13 protein-coding genes and 1 tRNA gene are annotated in these 20,483 nt (G+C 72.0%); 3 read left to right on the top strand and 11 right to left on the bottom strand.

The annotated features are described in order from the left end of the window. The first annotated feature begins 117 nt into the window (after nt 1-117). Nucleotides 118-582 carry a hypothetical protein gene (locus tag ACFY0I_RS36750; RefSeq protein WP_388903970.1) on the top strand — a complete coding sequence of 155 codons (465 nt, stop codon included), beginning with the start codon at nt 118-120 and terminating at the stop codon, nt 580-582. Between the two features lie 10 nt (nt 583-592). Next, complete coding sequence (locus ACFY0I_RS36745; protein WP_388903968.1) at nt 593-871, top strand: hypothetical protein; 279 nt, start codon at nt 593-595, stop codon at nt 869-871. Nucleotides 872-888: 17 nt separating this feature from the next. Here ACFY0I_RS36745 and ACFY0I_RS36740 read toward each other — a convergent pair. The 11 genes from ACFY0I_RS36740 to ACFY0I_RS36690 form a co-directional block, all read right to left on the bottom strand. Beyond that, nucleotides 889-962: transfer RNA gene (locus ACFY0I_RS36740), tRNA-Thr, on the bottom strand. A 126-nt stretch (nt 963-1,088) separates the two neighbouring features. Next, a complete protein-coding gene (locus ACFY0I_RS36735) occupies nt 1,089-2,621 on the bottom strand; it encodes an alpha/beta hydrolase (RefSeq protein ID WP_388903967.1) in 1,533 nt (510 codons plus the stop codon). 193 nt (nt 2,622-2,814) lie between these two features. Beyond that, the gene (locus ACFY0I_RS36730; RefSeq protein WP_388903965.1) at nt 2,815-4,026 is read right to left on the bottom strand and encodes a DNA polymerase III subunit delta'; all 1,212 of its coding nucleotides are present in this window, start codon (nt 4,024-4,026) and stop codon (nt 2,815-2,817) included. A gap of 188 nt (nt 4,027-4,214) precedes the next feature. Further along, complete coding sequence (tmk, locus tag ACFY0I_RS36725) at nt 4,215-7,418, bottom strand: dTMP kinase (RefSeq protein WP_388903963.1); 3,204 nt, start codon at nt 7,416-7,418, stop codon at nt 4,215-4,217. Between the two features lie 255 nt (nt 7,419-7,673). Then, a complete protein-coding gene (gene topA, locus ACFY0I_RS36720) occupies nt 7,674-10,511 on the bottom strand; it encodes a type I DNA topoisomerase (protein ID WP_388903962.1) in 2,838 nt (945 codons plus the stop codon). Between the two features lie 265 nt (nt 10,512-10,776). Next, nucleotides 10,777-10,974, bottom strand: a complete 198-nt coding sequence (locus tag ACFY0I_RS36715; protein ID WP_383990691.1) for a hypothetical protein — start codon at nt 10,972-10,974, stop codon at nt 10,777-10,779. Nucleotides 10,975-11,126: 152 nt separating this feature from the next. After that, nucleotides 11,127-12,644, bottom strand: coding sequence for a methyltransferase (locus ACFY0I_RS36710; RefSeq protein ID WP_388903960.1), 1,518 nt, complete (start codon nt 12,642-12,644; stop codon nt 11,127-11,129). A 240-nt stretch (nt 12,645-12,884) separates the two neighbouring features. After that, nucleotides 12,885-13,451, bottom strand: a complete 567-nt coding sequence (locus tag ACFY0I_RS36705; RefSeq protein ID WP_388903958.1) for a small secreted protein — start codon at nt 13,449-13,451, stop codon at nt 12,885-12,887. A 275-nt stretch (nt 13,452-13,726) separates the two neighbouring features. Then, complete coding sequence (locus tag ACFY0I_RS36700) at nt 13,727-16,135, bottom strand: sodium-translocating pyrophosphatase (RefSeq protein WP_388903957.1); 2,409 nt, start codon at nt 16,133-16,135, stop codon at nt 13,727-13,729. Between the two features lie 512 nt (nt 16,136-16,647). After that, a complete protein-coding gene (locus ACFY0I_RS36695; RefSeq protein ID WP_388903955.1) occupies nt 16,648-17,088 on the bottom strand; it encodes an ATP-binding protein in 441 nt (146 codons plus the stop codon). Between the two features lie 117 nt (nt 17,089-17,205). Continuing rightward, nucleotides 17,206-17,541: an STAS domain-containing protein gene (locus ACFY0I_RS36690; protein WP_388903953.1), complete on the bottom strand. Its 336-nt coding sequence runs from the start codon at nt 17,539-17,541 to the stop codon at nt 17,206-17,208. A gap of 81 nt (nt 17,542-17,622) precedes the next feature. On the opposite strand from ACFY0I_RS36690, the gene ACFY0I_RS36685 reads away from it, so the two are divergent. After that, entirely contained in the window at nt 17,623-20,088 is a 2,466-nt protein-coding gene (locus ACFY0I_RS36685) for a DEAD/DEAH box helicase (protein ID WP_388903952.1), read from the top strand. Nucleotides 20,089-20,483: the final 395 nt, after the last annotated feature.

Genomic DNA, 20,483 nt, shown 5'->3' with positions numbered 1-20,483 from the left:
CCGTCAGCACCCATCCGAATCGATCACTCTTCGTGGTGGACCGGCCGTCCAGGCAGAACCTCCGTGCCTACAAGAGGAGTTCCGTATGTAGAGATACTCCGCCAGAAGGGGACACCCATGGGCAAGCGCCTCACATCCCACATCATCGTCGCTCTCACCACAACAGCCGCGTTCGCCGTCTTACCCAGCACACCGGCGCACGCCGGCGCCATCGGCTCGACCCCCGTGGCGACCTTCGACTACCAAGTCGGAGGAGTCACCATGAAGGTCCCGACCGGCTGCATGTTCACCCACATCGTCCGCGGCGAAGGCAAGAACATCACCTACCAGAACGCCGGCGTGGACTGCGGCTTCGTGGGCGCCCTCAACGCCGGCTTTTGCAACTGGCGCATCGACTTCACGTACGTGGACACCAACAACAAGACCTACCGCACCTCCCGCGGCAAGACCCACACCGAGTGCAGGATCAATCCGATGCGGGACAACGCTCCCCAAAAACTCCCGCGCTACGGAAAAACGTGCGCGCACATCCACGTCAACAACGTTCGCCGGGCCGGCCAGTGCCACCACATCACGAAGTGAGCCGCCGCACATGAGCACTCAGCCCACACCCGAAGACCCCACCCGGGTAACCGAACGACGCCGTCCCGGCATCATCGCCTTCCTCACCGGCGCCGCGGCGTCCCTCGCCTTCTTCGCGTTCTTCCCCGGCCTCCCCCACGTCATCGACTGGGGCGCGATCATCACATCCGTAGCCGTGGGCGCCCTCACGCGCTGGGCCTGGCAAGCCCGAGCCGCGCGCCGGAACGGCCGGCGACACCACGCCCGGCCCGGCGAAGGGCATGAAAAAGCCCCAGGTCACGGCGAGTGAGTCCTGGGGCTAATCCGAGCCGCCTTCGGGATTCGAACCCGAGACCTACGCATTACGAGTGCGTTGCTCTGGCCAACTGAGCTAAGGCGGCACCGCTGGGAAGACAAGAATTTCCCTGGTGGGAGGCTCTCATCAGCAGCGGCGCCAAGTCTACAGGGTTAAACGGGGTGCCCCGAACCGGGTCCCCGGGGGCGGGGTTCGGGGCGGTTCGGACCGGTCAGCAGCGCTTGCCGTCCTTCGGGGCGACGCCCTGGAGGAGGTACTGGTTGATCGCGGTGTCGATGCACTCGCTACCGCGTCCGTACGCCGTGTGCCCGTCGCCGTCGTACGTCAGGAGGGTGCCCGAGTCGAGCTGGCCGGCCAGGGCCTGGGCCCACTTGTACGGGGTCGCCGGGTCCCGCGTCGTGCCGACCACCACGATCGGCGCCGCGCCCTTCGCGGGCAGCGCCTTCGCCTCGCCCGTGGCCTTCACCGGCCAGTACCCGCAGTTCAGCGAGGCCCAGGCCAGCCCCGCGCCGAACACCGGCGAGGCCTTCTCGAACGACGGCAGCGCGGCGTCGACGGCGTCCGGACCGGTGAAGGCGGGCGGCTGGTCGAGGCAGTTCACGGCGGCGTTCGCGAACATCAGGTTCGCGTACTTGCCGTCCGCCCCGCGCTCGTAGTAGCTGTCGGCGAGGGCCAGCAGCCCGGCCCCGTCGCCGTCCATGGCGTTGGTGAGCGCTTCACGCAGCTGCGGCCAGGCGCTCTCGTCGTACAGCGCCGCGATCACGCCCGTCGTCGCGAGCGACTCGCCCAACGGGCGGGAGCCGTCGCCGGACGGGACGGGCTGCGCGTCGAGCTTGCGGAAGAACTCCTTCAGGCGCTGCGCCACGGCGTCCGGGTCCCCCTGGCCCAGTGGGCAGTCGGACTGCTTCGCGCAGTCCTTGGCGAAGGACCGGAAGGCCGTCTCGAAGCCGGCCGTCTGGTCCCGGTTGAGTTCGAGCGCGGGCCGGGAGGGATCCATCGCACCGTCCAACACCAGCCGGCCGACGCGGTCCGGGAACAGGTCCGCGTACGTCGCGCCGAGGAAGGTGCCGTACGAGGCCCCGACGTAGTTGAGCTTCGCATCGCCCAGCACCCCCCGGAGCATGTCCATGTCGCGGGCGGCGTCGACGGTGGAGACGTGCGGCAGGATCCGCTGCGAGCGGGTCTGGCAGCCCGCCGCGAACTCCTTGAACGCGGCCACCAGCCGGGCCCGCTCCGCCTTGTCGTCCGGCGTCTGGTCCACCTGGGTGAACTTGTCCATCTGCGGTCCGGACAGGCACTCGACGGGGCTGCTGCGATCCACCCCGCGCGGGTCGAAGGAGACCATGTCGTACTGGGCGCGCACGGCCGCCGGGTACCCGATGCCCGCGTACGCCTGGAGGTAGCCGATGCCGGAGCCACCCGGTCCGCCCGGGTTCACCAGGAGGGAGCCCAGCTTCTTGCCGGGGCCGGTGGCGGTGCGGCGGGCGACCGCGAGGTCGATGTCCTGGCCGGCGCCGGGGTTCCCGTAGTCCAGCGGCGCCTTCATCGTGGAGCACTGGAAGCCGGGGACACCGCACTCGCGCCAGCTCAGCTTCTGCTCGTAGTACGGACGCAGCCCGGCCGGGACGGCGGACGGCCCCGACGAGGCCGCGACCCCCGAACCACCGGAAGTGCACCCGGAGAGCAGCAGACCGGCGGCCGCGATCACGGTCCCGGTGGTACGCAGCAGGCGACTGGTGTCCATGCCAGGAGCCTACGGCTCGGGCCCGCCCACCGTCGGGTGGAGCCGGTCCGGGCAGCGGACGGCCGACCGGCAAAAGCCCGTCGCCCGCCCGGAGCGGCCCGTCCCGTACGGGGCGCGCCGGACCGCTCGTACGGGTGAACCGCCGAGGCGTCCGCTGCCCGGATCCCGGATCGGCGTCACCCGTCAGCCCGCGTCAGCCCGCGCGCAGCGCCATCGTCATGGCCTCCACCGCGAGCAGCGGCGCCACGTTGCGGTCGAGGGCGGTCCGGCAGGCGATGATCGCCTCAATGCGCCGCAACGTGCGCTCGGGGCCCGAGGCACGGGCGATCCGGTCGAGGTCCGGCCGTATCTCCTCGTTCGCGATGGCGAGGCCGGAGCCGAGCTGGAGGGCCAACACGTCCCGGTAGAAGCCGGTCAGGTCGGTCAGCGCCAGGTCGAGGCTGTCGCGCTGGGTACGGGTACGGCGGCGCTTCTGGCGGTCTTCGAGTTCCTTCATCACGCCCGCGGTGCCGCGCGGCATCCGGCTGCCCGCTCCGGCTCCGGCGCCGAGCGCCGCCCTCAGCTCCTCGGTCTCCTTGCCGTCGACCTCCTCCGCGACCTGCTTGGCGTCCTCCGCCGCCGCGTCGACCAGTTCCTGCGCCGCCTTGAGGCAGCCGCCCACGTCGTCCACGCGCAGCGGGAGCCGCAGGACGGCGGTGCGCCGGCTCCGGGCGGCCGCGTCGGTGGCGAGCCGCCGGGCCCGCCCGATGTGCCCCTGGGTGGCGCGGGACGCGGCCGCGGCGGCCTCGGGCTCGACCCCGTCGCGCCGCACGAGGAGATCGGCCACCGCCTCCACGGACGGGGTGCGCAGGGTCAGGTGCCGGCAGCGGGACCGGATCGTGGGCAGCACGTCCTCCAGGGAGGGCGCGCACAGCAGCCACACCGTCCGCGGAGCGGGTTCCTCCACGGCCTTGAGGAGCACGTTCCCGGCACCTTCGGTGAGCCGGTCGGCGTCTTCGAGGACGATGACCTGCCAGCGCCCGACGGCCGGCGAGAGCTGGGCCCGGCGGACGAGGCTGCGGGTCTCCTTGACGCCGATGGACAGCAGGTCGGTACGGACGATCTCCACATCGGCGTGGGTACCGATCACGGTGGTGTGGCAACCGTCGCAGAACCCGCAGCCGGGTTCACCGCCGAGGGCCCGGTCGGGGCTGACGCACTGGAGCGCGGCCGCGAAGGCGCGGGCCGCCGTGGCGCGCCCGGAGCCGGGCGGTCCGGTGAACAGCCAGGCGTGGGTCATCTTGGAGGCGGCGGGCACCGGGGTGCCGTCCGAGATGGCGGTGACCAGGGAGTCGGCGTCCCGGGCGGCAGCGGCCAGCTGCGCCTGCACGCGGCCTTGTCCCACGAGGTCGTCCCATACGGGCATCCCGCCCACCACCCTTCCCACTCCGTGTCGATCCGGGGTCGGGCGACCCCGTTGGTCATGCGCCCCGGCAGCCCGAGGGCCGGGCAGCCGCTCGTGACCGCTGACGGCCGTCGGAGGCCACGCGCGTGCCGTTCCCATTGTGGCGCGCGCCACCGACAATCCCGGCCGCCGCAGCCGGACCGCCGCCGTCAGCGCCTGCGGCGCGGGCGGCGGCCCTCGTCCTCGTCGTCGTCGTCGCGGCGCGAGCCCAGCAGTTCGTCCGCCAGGGTCGGCAGGTCGTCCATCGGGGTCGCCTCGGCCCAGTCGGAGGGCTCGCGGCGCGGCCGCCCGTCGTCCCCGACGACGGGGAGCTCGCGGGTCACGTCGTTCCCGGCGTCACGGAAGATGCCGGGCGGAACCCGCTCCGTCGGGTTCTCCTCGGACCGGCGGGCCGTCGGACGCGACGCGGAGCCGCTCCGACCGCCGGAACCGGTGGCCGGCGCGGTCCGCCGCCCCGCGGCGCCGGAGGCACCCGCGGCACCGGAGGCACCCGGACCGCCCGCCCCGTCGGGGCGTACGGCCGGCAACACCGCCGTCTCGTCCGCCGCGCCCCGCGCCGGATCGACCTTCGGCACCGGGACGGTCTGAGTCACGTCGTCCGGCTGGACGACCCGCCTGACCACCGGGGTCTCGACGGTCACCGCGTCGTCCGGCAGCGGGTCCTTCCGCATGCCGACCTTGGGACCGGGCGCCGCCGCAGCGGGCGCCGAAGCAGCGGGCCCCGACGCCGCAGCCGCCGAAGCCGAAGCGGACGCCGCCGCCGCGGCAGCCGCAGAAGCCTCCGCCTGCCGGCGCGCCTCCTCCGCCCGCAGCAGGGCCTCCTCGGCCCGACGCTGCTTCTCCAGCCTCCGCGCCTCGGCCTCGGCACGCAGCCGGGCCTCCTCCGCCTCCTGCAGCCGGAGCCGTTCCTGCTCGGCGGCGCGAGCCTTCGTCTCGGCCTCGGCGCGCAGCCGTTCGGCCTCGGCCCGGGCCCGGGCCTCCTCCGCGACGCGCAGCCGCTCCTCCTCCGCCTTGCGGGCGGCCTCCGCCTCGGCCCTGATCCGGGCCTCCTCGGCCTCCCGGGCCAGCCGGGCCTCTTCCTCGGCCTTCAGCCGGGCCTCCTCCGCCTTGCGGGCGGCCTCCGCCTCGGCCTTGCGCCGGGCCTCCTCCTCCGCGAGCCGGCGGGCTTCGATCTGCGCCGCGACCTCCGCCTCGGACAGCGGGAGCATCCGGTCCAGGCGGTGCCGTACGACGGTGGTCACCGAGCCCGGGTCCTGGCCCGCGTCGACGACCAGGTAGCGACCGGGGTCGGCCGCGGCGAGCGTCAGGAATCCGGCGCGCACGCGCTGGTGGAACTCCGCCGGCTCCGATTCCAGCCGGTCGGGCGCCTCGGTGAAACGTTCCCGGGCGGTCTCCGGGGACACGTCGAGCAGGACGGTCAGGTTCGGGACGAGTCCACCGGTGGCCCAGCGGGAGATCCGCGCGATCTCGGTCGGGGCGAGGTCGCGGCCGGCTCCCTGGTAGGCCACGGAGGAGTCGATGTAACGGTCGGAGATCACCACGGCGCCACGCTCCAGCGCGGGCCGGACGACCGTGTCCACGTGCTCCGCGCGGTCGGCGGCGTACATCAGCGCCTCGGCGCGGTTGGACAACCCGGCGGAGGAGACGTCGAGCAGGATCGAGCGGAGCCGCTTGCCGACCGGCGTGGCTCCCGGCTCGCGGGTCACGACGACCTCGTGCCCCTTGCCCCGTATCCAGTCCGCGAGGGCCTCCGCCTGGGTGGACTTGCCGGCCCCGTCACCGCCTTCGAGGGCGATGAAGAACCCGGTCGTGGAGGGGGCCTGGACCGGGTCCCCGCCGCGCAGCGCCTCGCGCAGGTCGCGGCGCAGCGGTACTCCGCCGCGGTCGTCGGCCTTGGTGAGGACCAGCACGGCGACGGGCAGCAGCAGTGCGCCGACGAGCATCAGCGTGAAGGCCGCGCCGCCGTACGCGACCACGACCTCGCCGCCGCCCACCCGGTGCGGGCCGATCGCGGCGGCGAGCAGCGGCGCCACGACCGCGCCCAGCGCCACCGCGACCCGGACCGCGGCCTGGAGGTGCTCGGTGACCCGGACCCGCCGGAACTCCTCGGTCTCCTGGTCCAGCAGGGTGTGCCCCGTGTTGGCGGCGACGCCCGCGGCGGTACCGGCGAGCAGGGCCAGGAACAGCACGGTGGCCGTGTCCGGGACGAGCCCGGTCAGCAGCAGCGCGAGGCCGGTCACGCCCGTGGCCAGGGCCAGCAGGCGGCGCCGCGACAGCGTGGGCAGCACCTTGCCGGCCTGGGTGGCGCGGATGCCGATGGCGGTGCCGCCGACGAGGGCGAGCACCAGCAGGGCGTACGCGGCGGGGCCGGCGCCCAGGTCGAAGGCCAGCAGCACGGCGACGGAAGCGGCGGAAGCCACCGCTCCGGCGACGGCCGCGCAGGCCAGGACGAACAGCCGGAGGCTTCCCGTACGCCCCTTCTCGCGCTGGTCGCCCGCCTTGGGGGCCCGCAGGCCCTCCAGCGGTGAACGCGGCCGCGGGGTCTTCGTCGCGGGCAACACGAGCGGCAGCAGCAGCGAGACGGACGCGGAGAACAGGCCGGCCGCCACGTAGGAACCGAGCGCCGCCTGGTTCGCGGCGAACCAGTCCACGCCCAGGCCCAGGGCCCGGCCGACGAGGGTCGCGGCGAGCAGCGCGCCGGCGGCGACGGGCATCGCCGCGAAGGCCGTACGCAGCGTCAGGCGCCGCAGGGCGTCGAGGTGGTCCGGGAGCGGCCGTACGGTCGCCCCCTCGGGCGGCGGCTCCGGCAGCAGCGCGGGCGCGGCGCTCTCCTTGGCCAGCGTCCACACCCGCTCGGCGGCGCCGGAGACGAAGACGGTGGCGAGCAGCGCGGTCGTGGCCTGCCCGGGGATCCAGTCGAACCAGAGCGGGGCGACGACGAACAGGCAGATCCGCAGCCCGTCCGCCCCGACCATCGTCCAGCGGCGGTCCAGCTTGCCTCCGGGGGCGGTGAGCTTGGCCAGCGGGCCGAGCAGTACCGCTCCGAACAGCACGGTGGCGAGGATCCGCACGCCGAAGACGGCGGCGACGGCGAAGGCCGCTCCCCGGTAGCCGTCACCGAAGACACCTCCGGGGGCCGCGCCGACGGCCGCCTGGAGCGTCAGCAACACCAGGACGAGCAGGGCGAGGGCATCGCCGATGCCGCTCACCAGCTGCGCGCTCCACAACCGGCGCAGTCTGGGGGTGCGCAGCAGCGCGCGCACCGCTCGCTCGCGGGAGTCCGCGGCCAGGGCTTCGTCGTAGGCGGTGTTCTCGGAGTCGGTCACGACCGTTGGCTGCTCGGCTCGCGTCATCCGCCCAGCCTATCCGCTGTCCCTGGCGGTTGCGTTGGCCTGTGGACAGGGCCTCGTGTGACCCCGCACCCACTCGTCCCGCGCCCCGGTCCGCCGCGCCCGAGGGCCCCGCGCGGATCGCGCGGGGCCCTCGGGGAAACGGACCGAAACCCGGACGGAAGAACCGGGAACGGACGCAGGAGCGGGCGCACCCGCCGGCCGGTCGACCCGCCGGCCGGTCGACCGGCCGACCGGAACCGCCGGCCCGACCGGCCGCTACGCCTCCGAAGCCGGAACGGCAGCCGTCTTCTTGGCCGTCGTCTTCTTCGCCGCGGCCGTCTTCGTGGCGGCGGTGGTCTTCTTGGCCGCCGTCGTCTTCTTCGCTGCGGCGGTCTTGGTGGCCGTCGCCTTCTTCGCCGGGGCCTTCTTGGCCGGCGCCTTCTTCGCGGGAGCCTTCTTCGCGGTCTTCTTCGCCGGACCCTTGGCCCGCTTCTCCGCGAGCAGCTCGTAACCCCGCTCGGGTGTGATCGTCTCGACGTCGTCGTCCCGGCGCAGCGTCGCGTTGGTCTCGCCGTCCGTCACGTACGGACCGAAGCGACCGTCCTTGACCACGACCGGCTTCTCGCTCACCGGGTCCGTGCCCAGCTCCTTCAGCGGGGGCTTGGCCGCGGCCCGCCCGCGCTGCTTGGGCTGCGCGTAGATGGCCAGGGCCTCGTCGAGGGTGATCGCGAAGAGCTGGTCCTCGGTCTCCAGGGACCGCGAGTCCGTGCCCTTCTTCAGGTACGGGCCGTAGCGACCGTTCTGGGCCGTGATCTCGACGCCCTCCGCGTCCACGCCGACCACGCGCGGCAGCGACATCAGCTTGAGCGCGTCGTCGAGGGTGACGGTGTCCAGGGACATCGACTGGAAGAGGGAGGCCGTCCGCGGCTTGACCGCGTTCTTGCCCGTCTTCGGGGTGCCCTCGGGAAGGATCTCGGTGACGTACGGCCCGTAGCGACCGTCCTTCGCGACGATCTGGTTCCCGCTCACCGGGTCGGCGCCGAGTTCGAATTCACCGCTCGGCTTCGCGAACAGTTCCTCCGCGTACTCGACCGTCAGCTCGTCCGGAGCCATGTCGTCCGGTACGTCGGCCCGCTGGTGGCCCTCGGCGTCCTTCTCGCCGCGCTCCACGTACGGGCCGTAGCGGCCGACGCGCAGCACGATGTCGTCGCCGACGGGGAAGGAGGAGATCTCCCGGGCGTCGATCGCGCCCAGGTCCGTGACCAGCTCCTTCAGGCCACCGAGGTGGTCACCGTTGGCCGGGACGACCTCGGAGGCCTCCTCGGAACCGAAGTAGAAGCGCTTGAGCCACGGCACGGACTGGGCCTCGCCGCGCGCGATGCGGTCGAGGTCGTCCTCCATCTTCGCGGTGAAGTCGTAGTCGACGAGCCGCCCGAAGTGCGTCTCCAGGAGGTTCACCACGGCGAACGACAGGAAGGACGGCACGAGAGCCGTGCCCTTCTTGAAGACGTAGCCGCGGTCGAGGATCGTGCCGATGATCGACGCGTACGTCGACGGGCGGCCGATCTCCCGCTCTTCGAGCTCCTTGACCAGCGAGGCCTCGGTGTAGCGGGCCGGCGGCTTGGTCGAGTGGCCGTCGACGGTGATCTCCTCGGCCGACAGCGCGTCGCCCTCGCTGACCTGCGGCAGCCGCTTCTCGCGGTCGTCGAGCTCGGCGTTCGGGTCGTCGGCGCCTTCGACGTAGGCCTTCATGAAGCCGTGGAAGGTGATCGTCTTGCCGGAGGCGCTGAACTCGGCGTCCCGGCCGTCCGACGCGGCGCCGCCGATCTTCACGGTCACCGAGTTGCCGGTCGCGTCCTTCATCTGGGAGGCGACGGTCCGCTTCCAGATGAGCTCGTACAGGCGGAACTGGTCGCCGGTCAGGCCGGTCTCGGCCGGGGTGCGGAAACGATCACCCGAAGGTCGGATCGCCTCGTGCGCCTCCTGCGCGTTCTTGACCTTGCCGGCGTAGACGCGCGGCTTCTCCGGCAGGTAGTCGGCCCCGTACAGCTGGGTGACCTGCGCGCGGGCCGCGTTCACCGCGGTGTCGGAGAGCGTCGTGGAGTCCGTACGCATGTAGGTGATGAAGCCGTTCTCGTACAGCTTCTGCGCCACCTGCATGGTCGCCTTCGCACCGAAGCCCAGCTTGCGCGAGGCCTCCTGCTGGAGCGTCGTCGTGCGGAAGGGGGCGTACGGGGAGCGGCGGTAGGGCTTGGAGTCGACCGACCGCACCGCGAACGACGTCTGCTCCAGCGCGGCGGCGAGCGCCCGGGCGTTGGCCTCGTCGAGGTGCAGCACCTCGCTCTTGAGCTGCCCGGTCGAGCCGAAGTCACGACCCTGGGCCACGCGTTTGCCGTCGACCGTGTTCAGCCGGGCGACCAGCGTGGAGGGGTCGGAGGCGTCACCGGCGCGGCCGGTGGCGAAGGTTCCGGTCAGGTCCCAGTACTCGGCGGAGCGGAAGGCGATGCGCTCGCGCTCCTTCTCCACGACCATGCGGGTGGCCACCGACTGGACGCGGCCCGCCGACAGCTTCGGCATGACCTTCTTCCACAGGACCGGCGAGACCTCGTAGCCGTAGAGGCGGTCGAGGATGCGGCGGGTCTCCTGGGCGTCGACCATGCGCTGGTTGAGCTCGCGCGGATTGGCGACGGCGTCGCGGATCGCGTCCTTGGTGATCTCGTGGAAGACCATGCGGTGGACGGGGACCTTGGGCTTGAGGACCTCTTGCAGGTGCCACGCGATGGCTTCGCCCTCGCGGTCCTCATCGGTGGCGAGGAAGAGTTCGTCGGACTCGGCCAACAGGTCCTTGAGCTTGCGGACCTGCGCCTTCTTGTCCGCGTTGACGACGTAGATCGGCTGGAAGTCGTGTTCGACGTCCACGCCGAGGCGGCGCACCTCGCCGGTGTACTTGTCGGGAACCTCGGCCGCGCCGCTGGGGAGGTCGCGGATGTGCCCGACGCTCGCCTCGACGACGTATCCCGGGCCGAGGTAGCCCTTGATCGTCTTCGCCTTGGCAGGGGACTCGACGATGACGAGTCGGCGGCCGCCCTTTGCGGTCTCGCTAGTCGGGGACAACTTGGCTCTTCTCTCCGGTCGGCACTCGGTCGCAGTACGGCGACGCTGCGGAGTGTGACGGTACAACCCGCCCCCGTGTCAAACGGCACAAGCCCGCAACGGCCACTCGAACGGTAACCCGACAAGTGCCGTTTCTGCCGCCCGGATGCCGCGCCGGACCCCTTCCGGTCACCGCCCGGGGTGGCCCGAGGGCCGTCTGGCCCCGCCCCCGCACCCGTCTCGACGTCGGGTTTCACCCCGTACGGAGATCATCGGCGGACCCGCCTCAGAAGCGCTGGAGGCACCAGACGCCGAGGGCCAACGAACCCGCGCCGGCCAGCAGGGCCAGCGGTACGGCCACGACGGGGCGCACGCCCTCAGCCACCGGCGCGCGGTGCAGGGCGCGCGCCCCCGTCCAGACCAGCAGAGCGGCCCCGAACAGCAGGAACACGGCTGCCGCGAAGATCGCCGGACCGCGTTCCATGCCGTTCCCCTTTGCCCCTGGGCCGCTCGGGGATCCCCCCGGATCCCGCTGCACCGGAGCCTGCCGGCCGTGGGGATACGGCGGGCGAACCCCGGGTTACATCACGGGTACGCAGAGATGTTCCGAGGCCCCCGGAGCGGCCCGGGGAGGCCTCAGGGGGTGCTCTCGCCCGCCAGCGGCTCCAGGAAGCCCTGCTCCACCAGCAGCCGGATCGCCTCCGGGGTGCGGTCGCGCAGGACGACCGGATCCTCCTCCATCAGCTGGGCGATCGCGTCGAGGATCCGTCCCGCGCTGAGTGAGCCGTCACACACTCCGGCGAAACCCGCCCCGACCGTGTCGACCTTGGTGGCCCGACGCATTCCGCGGTTCTGCCGCAGCACCACGTGCTCCGGGTCCTCCGCCCCCGGCGCGCCGACCTGCTCCTGGACGACCTCGGCGGTCAGCCGGAAGTAGCCGGCCAGCAGGGCCGCGTCATCGTGTTCGCGCAGGTAGTCCTGCCGGGCGAAGTGCGCCAGGACGGAATCGCCGAGCGGCTGCTCGACCGAGTGGGGCCACTCCTCGACCACGATCGAGGGCTCCGCCGCGTCGGTGCGGCGCAGGGTGATCCAGCCGAAGCCGACCGCTTTGGTGCCGCGGGCCTCGAACTCGTCCAGCCAGTCCTCGTACCGGCGGGTGTACTCGGCCGGGTCGGTCCGGTGGTCACCCGCGTCGCGCAGCCACAGCTCCGCGTACTGCGTCACGTCCTGCACATCACGCTGCACGATCCAGGCGTCGCAGCCGCGCGGCACCCAGGAACGGAGCCGGTCGTGCCAGTCCTCGCCCTCCACGTGCTGCCAGTTGCCGAGGAACTGGGCGTACCCGCCCGGGTTGAGGTGCGCACCCGCCTGCTGGACCAGCGTCCGGCACAGGTCGTCGCCGCCCATGCCGCCGTCGCGATAGGTCAGCCGGGCGCCGGGGGAGATCACGAACGGCGGGTTCGACACGATCAGGTCGTACATGGCGTCCCCGACGGGCTCGAAGAGCGAACCGGCGAGCAGTTCGGCCTCCGGCGCACCCGAGAGAGCCAGCGTCAAACGGGTGAACTCCAGTGCGCGCGGGTTGACATCGGTGGCCGTGACCCGGGTCGCGTGCTGGGCGGCGTGCAGCGCCTGGATACCGGATCCGGTGCCGAGGTCGAGGGCGGAGCCCACGGGGATCCGCACGGTGATTCCGGCCAGCGTGGTGGACGCCCCGCCCACGCCGAGAACCACGCCCTCCTCCCGACTGCCGATCCCGCCGGCCCCGCCGACGGCGCAGCCGAGGTCCGAGACGATGAACCAGTCCTCGCCCTCGGGACCGCCGTACGGGCGTACGTCGACGGTGGCGTGCACCTCGTCCCCCTCGCGCCGCAACCAGCCGTCGGCGAGGGCGGCCTCGACGGGCAGCGCGGCCGCGGCGTGCACGTACGGCACGGGCTCCTGGAGGAGGAAGAGCCGGACCAGGCTCGCGAGCGGGGTGGCGCCCGCGGTGCGCGTGGCCCGCAGGGCCGGCACCGTCTCGCTGCGGGCCAACGCCGCGTAGGCGGGGGCTCCGAGCAGGTCGAGCAGCCCGTCGGCGGTGAAACCGGCGGCGAGCATCGCGGCGCGGAGTTCGGCGGCACGGTCGGACGAGGGAAGGCTGGTGGTACTCACGCGTCCATTGTGGCCGCTGGGACCGGCAAACCGAACGACCCCCGACGCGCGGCAGGGCGGCCGGCCCCACGGGGGAACTCCGGCCGCCCGGAGCGGCGATCGACCGGCGCCACGAGCAACCCGTACGACGATCGGCCCGTACGACGAACAACCGCTGGGCCACCGGCCCGTACGACGAACCACCGTTGGGCGATCGGTCCGCACGGCGATCTGTCCGCACGGCGATCGGTCGTACGGCGATCAGCCCGTCGCGGGCGTGGTGACCTGGCAACCCTTCTGGCCGTAGATCACCTTGAGCCCGGTGGACTCCAGCTTCTGCTTGCTCGCCGTCTCGTTGGCCGCGACCTCGGTCAGGCCGCCGGCGACCTGCTGGAGACCTTCCGCGAACTTGCTCTGGTCCTTCGCGTCGAGCGCGTCGATCTTCGTCTTCAGTTCGGTGTAGCTCTTGGAGATCTGGTCGTAGCTCTTCACCACGGCGTCCTGCGCGCTCTTGCCGTCCTTGACCGGCGCCTCACCGGCCGCGGTCAGCGCCCCGCCCATGGACTTGTAGGCGTCCGACAGTGACTGGAACGCGGCCGAGTCGGTCTGCTGGACCTCCTCGGGCTTGTTGCTCTGGGTGGCCACCCGCTTCAACTCGTCATTGGTGGTCTTGATCTTGGTGAGCTCGGGCTCCCACTTGTCACAGACCTTCTTGGCCCAGGCGTCGGCCTTCTGCTTGCTGTCGTCTTCCCCGTCGCCGCCGCAGCCGGACAGGACGAGCATCAGTACCGCACCGCCGGACACCGCGGCCGCAAACTTCTTGTTCACCGGATTGGTCCCTTCGAAGGCTCTCGGCCCGGAAGATACACGCCCACCCTCCACAGACGCACAAAGGCGGACAGACGACGCGTCGCTACGCGTCGCCCGTCCGCCGTTCGGGCGCATCTTCGAGCCGGTCGCCCGAGGAGGTCAGCACCCTTGAGCGCGAGGGCCCGGAGGGTCCGGAGTACGAGGGCCCGGAGTACGGGAGTCCGGAGCACGGGAGTCCGGGGGCCACAACTCCGGAGCCCGGGACTCCGGAGCGGCGGCCGGTGGTCGGGGCGTCAGGAAACCACCGCCGGGCCGGGGGACTGGGCCACCCGCTCGGCCTGCGAGTCCTCGTCCTCCCCCTCGTCGCCGACGGCGATGCCCCGGCGCTTGGACACGTACACCGCGCCGATGATCACACCGATGGCGAGGACCGCCACGATGGCCCGTACCGTCGGGCTGGTGTCGTCCCCGTAGCTGAACTGGACGATGGCCGGGGCGATCAGCAGCGCCACCAGGTTCATCACCTTCAGCAGCGGGTTGATGGCCGGGCCGGCGGTGTCCTTGAACGGGTCGCCGACCGTGTCGCCGATGACGACGGCGGCGTGGGACTCGCTGCCCTTGCCCCCGTGGTGGCCGTCCTCGACGAGCTTCTTCGCGTTGTCCCACGCGCCACCGGAATTGGCGAGGAACACGGCCATCAGCGTGCCGGTGCCGATGGCACCCGCGAGGAACGAACCGAGCGCGCCGACACCGAGCGAGAAGCCCACCGCGATCGGGGTGAGGACGGCGAGCAGCCCGGGCGTGGCGAGTTCGCGCAGGGCGTCCTTGGTGCAGATGTCCACGACGCGGCCGTACTCGGGCTTCTCGGTGTAGTCCATGATCCCGGGGTGCTCGCGGAACTGCCGGCGCACCTCGTAGACGACGGCGCCGGCCGAGCGGGACACGGCGTTGATGGCCAGGCCCGAGAACAGGAACACGACGGCCGCGCCCAGGATCAGACCGACCAGGTTGTTCGGCTGGGCGATGTCGAGACTGAGGTTCATCTCCCCGGCCTTGGCCCCGACCTCCTTGACGGCGCCCGCGATCGCGTCGTTGTACGAGCCGAAGAGCGCGGCCGCGGCCAGCACGGCGGTGGCGATCGCGATGCCCTTGGTGATGGCCTTGGTGGTGTTGCCGACGGCGTCCAGGTCGGTGAGGACCTGCGCGCCCGCCCCCTCGACGTCGCCGGACATCTCCGCGATGCCCTGCGCGTTGTCCGAGACCGGACCGAAGGTGTCCATCGCGACGATGACGCCGACCGTGGTCAGCAGGCCGGTGCCGGCCAGCGCCACGGCGAAGAGCGCCAGCATGATCGACGTACCGCCGAGCAGGAAGGCCCCGTACACGCCGAGGCCGATCAGCAGCGCCGTGTACACCGCGGATTCCAGACCGACGGAGATGCCGGCGAGGATGACGGTGGCCGCGCCGGTCAGGGACGACTTGCCGATGTCCCGGACGGGACGCCTGCTGGTCTCGGTGAAGTAGCCGGTCAGCTGCTGGATCAGGGCGGCGAGCACGATGCCGATCGCGACGGCGACGATGGCCAGGACCCTCGGGTCACCGGCGTGGTTCGCGATGGCGGCGTCCTCGACTCCGACGAGCTCCTTGTACGTGCCGGGCAGGTACGCGTAGACGGCGATCCCGACGAGCACCAGGGAGATCACGGCGGAGATGAAGAAGCCGCGGTTGATGGCGGTCATGCCGCTGCGGTCGGACCGGCGCGGGGAGACCGCGAAGATGCCGATCATGGCGGTGATGACGCCGATGGCGGGCACGATCAGAGGGAAGGCGAGCCCGAGGTCGCCGAAGGCCGCCTTGCCCAGGATGAGGGCGGCCACGAGGGTGACGGCGTACGACTCGAAGAGGTCGGCGGCCATCCCCGCGCAGTCGCCGACGTTGTCGCCCACGTTGTCGGCGATGGTCGCGGCATTGCGCGGATCGTCCTCCGGAATGCCCTGTTCGACCTTACCGACAAGGTCGGCGCCGACGTCGGCGGCCTTGGTGAAGATGCCGCCGCCGACACGCATGAACATGGCGATCAGCGCGGCGCCGAGGCCGAAGCCCTCCAGGACCTTGGGCGCGTCGGCCGCGTAGACCAGGACGACGCAGGACGCGCCGAGCAGGCCGAGGCCGACGGTGAACATGCCCACCACGCCACCGGTGCGGAAGGCGATCTTCATGGCCTTGTGGGCCACTTCGGTCAGGTCCTTGGCGGGTTCGCCCTCGGCGGGGGTGGCCTCACGGGCCGCGGCCGCGACGCGGACGTTGGCGCGCACCGCGAGGCGCATGCCGATGTAGCCGGTGGCGGCCGAGAACAGCGCGCCGACGAGGAAGAAGGCGGAGCGGCCTCCACGCTGCGACCAGTCGTCGGCGGGAAGCAGGAAGAGCAGGAAGAAGACGACCGTCGCGAACACGGCGAGGGTGCGCAACTGGCGTCCGAGGTAGGCGTTGGCGCCTTCCTGGACGGCCGCGGCGATCTTCTTCATGCTCTCGGTGCCCTCGTCGGCGGCGAGGACCTGACGGGTCAGGATCTGCGCGACGACGAGAGCGGCCAACGCGACGACGGCGATGACGATGACGATGAGCCGATTGTCATCGGTGAGTACTGCGGCTGCCAGATCATGTGCGCGATCCGGCGCGATAGGGGTGAAGAGCCCCGTCATTCGTCCTCCTTGACGTGATGAGCTCAAGATGTGGACGGATTGTAGGGAGCGCGACCTGATCAAAACAGTGGGCGTGAAACGGAATTGGCCCGCACTTGCTCCTCAGCAATAGATCGCGTCACTCCATTACCCTCAAAAGAGGTAATGGGGCAAAGGCATTGACGACTGATCAACGATCTAGAGAGTTTTTCGGAGAAATGCAAAAGGCCCTGCTCAGCAGGGCCTTGATAAAGATCGGACGATACGATCCGCGTCGCCCCGGCGATGCGCCGGGCGCGTGAGGGGACGTACGTCGCAGTGCGCGCGGCACGCGGGTGGGCCCCGGCGGTCTTCGCGGGCGGGACGGCGTTCCGGCTCGATCCGCCGACCTTCGGGACATGGCCGGGGCCGGCGACGGCAGGACGAAGCCGCGACGCCGAGGGCGGCGATGACGAGGAAGCGAAGCCGGGGAAGCGAAGCCGAGGAAGAGACGCCGAAGGAGAGACGCCGAGGGCGGGGACTTCGGCCTGACGCTACGAAACCTGGGCGGACCCGGAGACGGGCCAGCTCATCCGAATCGTTCCGCCCGACTCGTCCGCGGACACGGAGACGTCGTCGACGAGCCCGCTGATCACGGCGAGACCCATCTCGTCCTCACCGTCGATGTCCGGGTCCAGGACGGCCGCTATGCCCGGAACGGCGTCCAGGTCACCGCCGGCCGGCCCGGGTACCTCGTCGCCGACCTCGATGGAGAACGACTTCTCCTCCTCGGTCAGCACCACCCGGACGGGCGCGGTCAGTCCGTTGCTCCGGTGCAGTCCGACGGCACGCGAACACGCTTCGCCCACGGCGAGGCGAACCTCGTCGAGCACGGCTTCCTCCACCCCTGCCCGGCGCGCCACGGCGGCCGCGACCAGGCGGGCCGTCCGGACGTGTTCGGGCTGGGCGCTGAAGCGCAGTTCAACGGTGGCCATGTGCGTCCCCCTCGGACTACGGGCGTGACTTGACAGGGGTCCGGACCGCCCATGGTCCGGTACCCCCGCTCCTCGTCGGCGCCTGCGCCGTTTCCGGCGGCAGCCGCCAGGAGCACGTCAGTCGGTGGCTGCGACGGCGTCTTCCACCGTGGTGTGAATCGGGAACACCTTGGTCAAACCGGTGATACGGAAGATCTTCAGGATGCGCTCCTGGTTGCAGACCAGACGCAGCGAGCCCTCGTGCGCGCGGACGCGCTTGAGGCCTCCCACGAGCACACCCAGGCCGGTGGAGTCGAGGAAGTCCACTCGCTCCATGTCGACAACCAAGTGGTAGCTGCCGTCGTTCACCAACTCCACCAACTGCTCGCGCAGCTTGGGCGCGGTATACACATCAATCTCGCCACCGACCTCTACGACCATGCGGTCGCCGACAGTGCGAGTCGACAGGTCCACGGATCCTCCAGCACCTTGCTATCGAGCGGCGCCCCCCAGGGGCCTCCCCACCCGAAGGTAGGGGAGGGATCGGCTGCCGCGATGGCATTCAATCACTTACCGGCAGGCGCGCACGACGCCTTGGGACCATTGTCCCGCACGCCAGTGACACACTCGGTTCCAATGGCCAACACTCACCGCCCCGGTCGGCCCACGGCGCCCGCGGACGCACGACCCACTCCCGACACGGTCCTGGACCGGTTGTCACGGGGGCCTTCCCGAGCTGCGCGCATCACTCATACGGAGCACTTGCCCCCTCGGGCGGGTCGTCATGCGGTCTGGCCCGATCGCATCCGAACGGATGTCGTGGCGGCGATTTCGGCCGCCGGCATCGAACACCCGTGGGAGCATCAGGCCGCCGCCGCGGAGCTCGCTCTCGACGGCGAGTCGGTGGTCGTGGCGACCGGCACCGCCTCGGGCAAGTCGCTGGCCTACCTCGCCCCCGTGTTCTCCGCCCTCGCGGACGGTGCCGAGGCCCCGAACGGCCGGGGTGCGACCGCGCTCTACCTCGCCCCCACCAAGGCTCTGGCCGCCGACCAGCGGCGCGCCGTCCGGGAGCTGGCGGCGCCGCTGGGAAACGCCGTCCGGCCCGCCGTGTACGACGGCGACACCCCGTTCGAGGAACGGGAGTGGGTGCGCCAGTACGCCAATTACGTCCTGACCAACCCGGACATGCTGCACCGGGGGATCCTCCCCGCCCACCCCCGCTGGGCGTCGTTCCTGAAGGCCCTGCGGTACGTCGTCATCGACGAGTGCCACACCTATCGGGGGGTCTTCGGGTCCCACGTCGCCCAGGTCCTGCGCCGGCTGCGGCGGCTGTGCGCCCGCTACGGCTCCGACCCGGTCTTCCTGCTGGCGTCCGCCACCGCGAGCGACCCGGCGGCGGCCGCTTCCCGACTGACCGGGGTACCCGTCACCGAGGTCTCCGACGACGCCTCTCCGCGCGGCGAGGTCGTCTTCGCCCTGTGGGAGCCGCCGCTGACCGACCTCAAGGGCGAGAAGGGCGCCCCCGTACGCCGCACCGCCACCGCCGAGACCGCCGACCTGCTGACCGACCTGGTCGTCCAGGGGGTCCGTACGGTTGCCTTCGTCCGCTCCCGGCGCGGAGCGGAGCTGATCGCCGTGATCGCCCAGGAACGGCTGGCGGAGGTGGACCGTTCCCTGCCCGGGCGTGTCGCGGCGTACCGGGGCGGCTACCTGCCCGAGGAACGCCGCGCCCTGGAGCGGGCCCTGCACTCCGGCGAGCTGCTGGGCCTGGCCGCGACCACCGCGCTGGAACTGGGCGTGGACGTCTCGGGCCTGGACGCCGTCCTGATCACCGGCTATCCCGGCACGCGGGCCTCCCTGTGGCAGCAGGCGGGCCGGGCCGGACGGTCCGGGCAGGGCGCACTGGCCGTCCTGATCGCCCGCGACGACCCGTTGGACACCTACCTGGTCCACCACCCCGAGGCGCTCTTCCGGCAGCCCGTGGAGGCCACCGTCCTCGACCCGGACAACCCGTACGTCCTGGCCCCGCACCTGTGCGCGGCGGCCGCCGAGCTGCCGCTGACCGAAGCGGACCTGGACCTGTTCGGCCCGGCCGCGCACGGCCTGCTGCCCCAGCTGGAGGCGGCGAAGCTGCTGCGGCGCCGGGCGACGGCCTGGCACTGGACCCGCCGCGAGCGCGCCTCGGACCTGACCGACATCCGGGGTGGCGGCGGGCGCCCCGTGCAGATCGTCGAAGCCGCCACCGGACGACTGCTGGGCACGGTCGACGAGGCCGCCTCCCACACCGCCGTCCACGACGGGGCCGTCCACCTCCACCAGGGCCGCAGTTACCTGGTCAAGCACCTGGACCTGGAGGATTCGGTGGCCCTCGTCGAGGAGTCGAACCCACCGTTCTCGACCACGGCACGCGACACCACCTCCATCTCGATCCTGGAGACCGAGACCGAGATCCCGTGGGGCGCGGCCCGGCTCTGCTTCGGTTCCGTGGAGGTCACCAACCAGGTGGTCTCCTACCTGCGCCGCAAGCTGATCACCGGCGAGGTCCTCGGCGAGGCCAAGCTGGACCTGCCTCCGCGCACCCTGCGCACCCGGGCCGTGTGGTGGACGGTCACCGAGGACCAGCTCGACGAGGCCCGGATCAACCCGGAGATCCTCGGCGGCGCCCTGCACGCCGCCGAGCACGCCTCCATCGGCCTGCTGCCGCTGTTCGCCACCTGCGACCGCTGGGACATCGGCGGCGTCTCCGTACCGCTGCATCCCGACACCCTGCTGCCCACGGTGTTCGTGTACGACGGCCACCCGGGCGGCGCCGGCTTCGCCGAGCGGGCCTTCCACACGGCGCGGGCCTGGCTGACGGCCACCCGGGACGCCATCGCCGCCTGCGAGTGCGAGGCGGGCTGCCCCTCCTGCATCCAGTCCCCCAAGTGCGGCAACGGCAACGACCCCCTCCACAAACGCGGGGCCATCCGCCTCCTCACCCGCCTCCTCACCCCCGCCGACCCTCCTCCCCCCATGCCCTGACCCGGCCCCGCCCCGCCCTGGTTCGGCAGTCCGAACGCGGCCCCACCCCGCACGGTCGTCACCCCGACTGCGCCCGGGTCGCGTCAGGCCGAGCACCCGCTCCTGCCGTCGACCCCGCGCAAGCCGGGGCCCCACCCCGCACGGTCGTCACTCCGACTGCGCCGGGGTCGCGTCAGGCCGAGCACCTTCTCCTGCCGTCAAGCCCGCGCTAGCCGGTGGTTCAGGGAGGTCGCACATCGCCGCACCGCCGACGGCCCCGACCGCGCCCGCTCCGGTCCCGCAGGCCGGGGCGTCAGGGCCCCGCCACCGGCCCCAGGGCAGACACCGGCCCCTGTGGGCCGGGGCGGCGTCCGAAGCCCGGCAAACCGCCCTCAGGGCCTGCGGGGCCGCACTCC

The organism is Streptomyces sp. NPDC001568, from assembly GCF_042893755.1.
Classification (GTDB): Bacteria; Actinomycetota; Actinomycetes; order Streptomycetales; family Streptomycetaceae; genus Streptomyces.
Note: the sequence above shows the minus strand (reverse complement) of the source record. Positions and strands in the feature narration are given on the sequence as shown.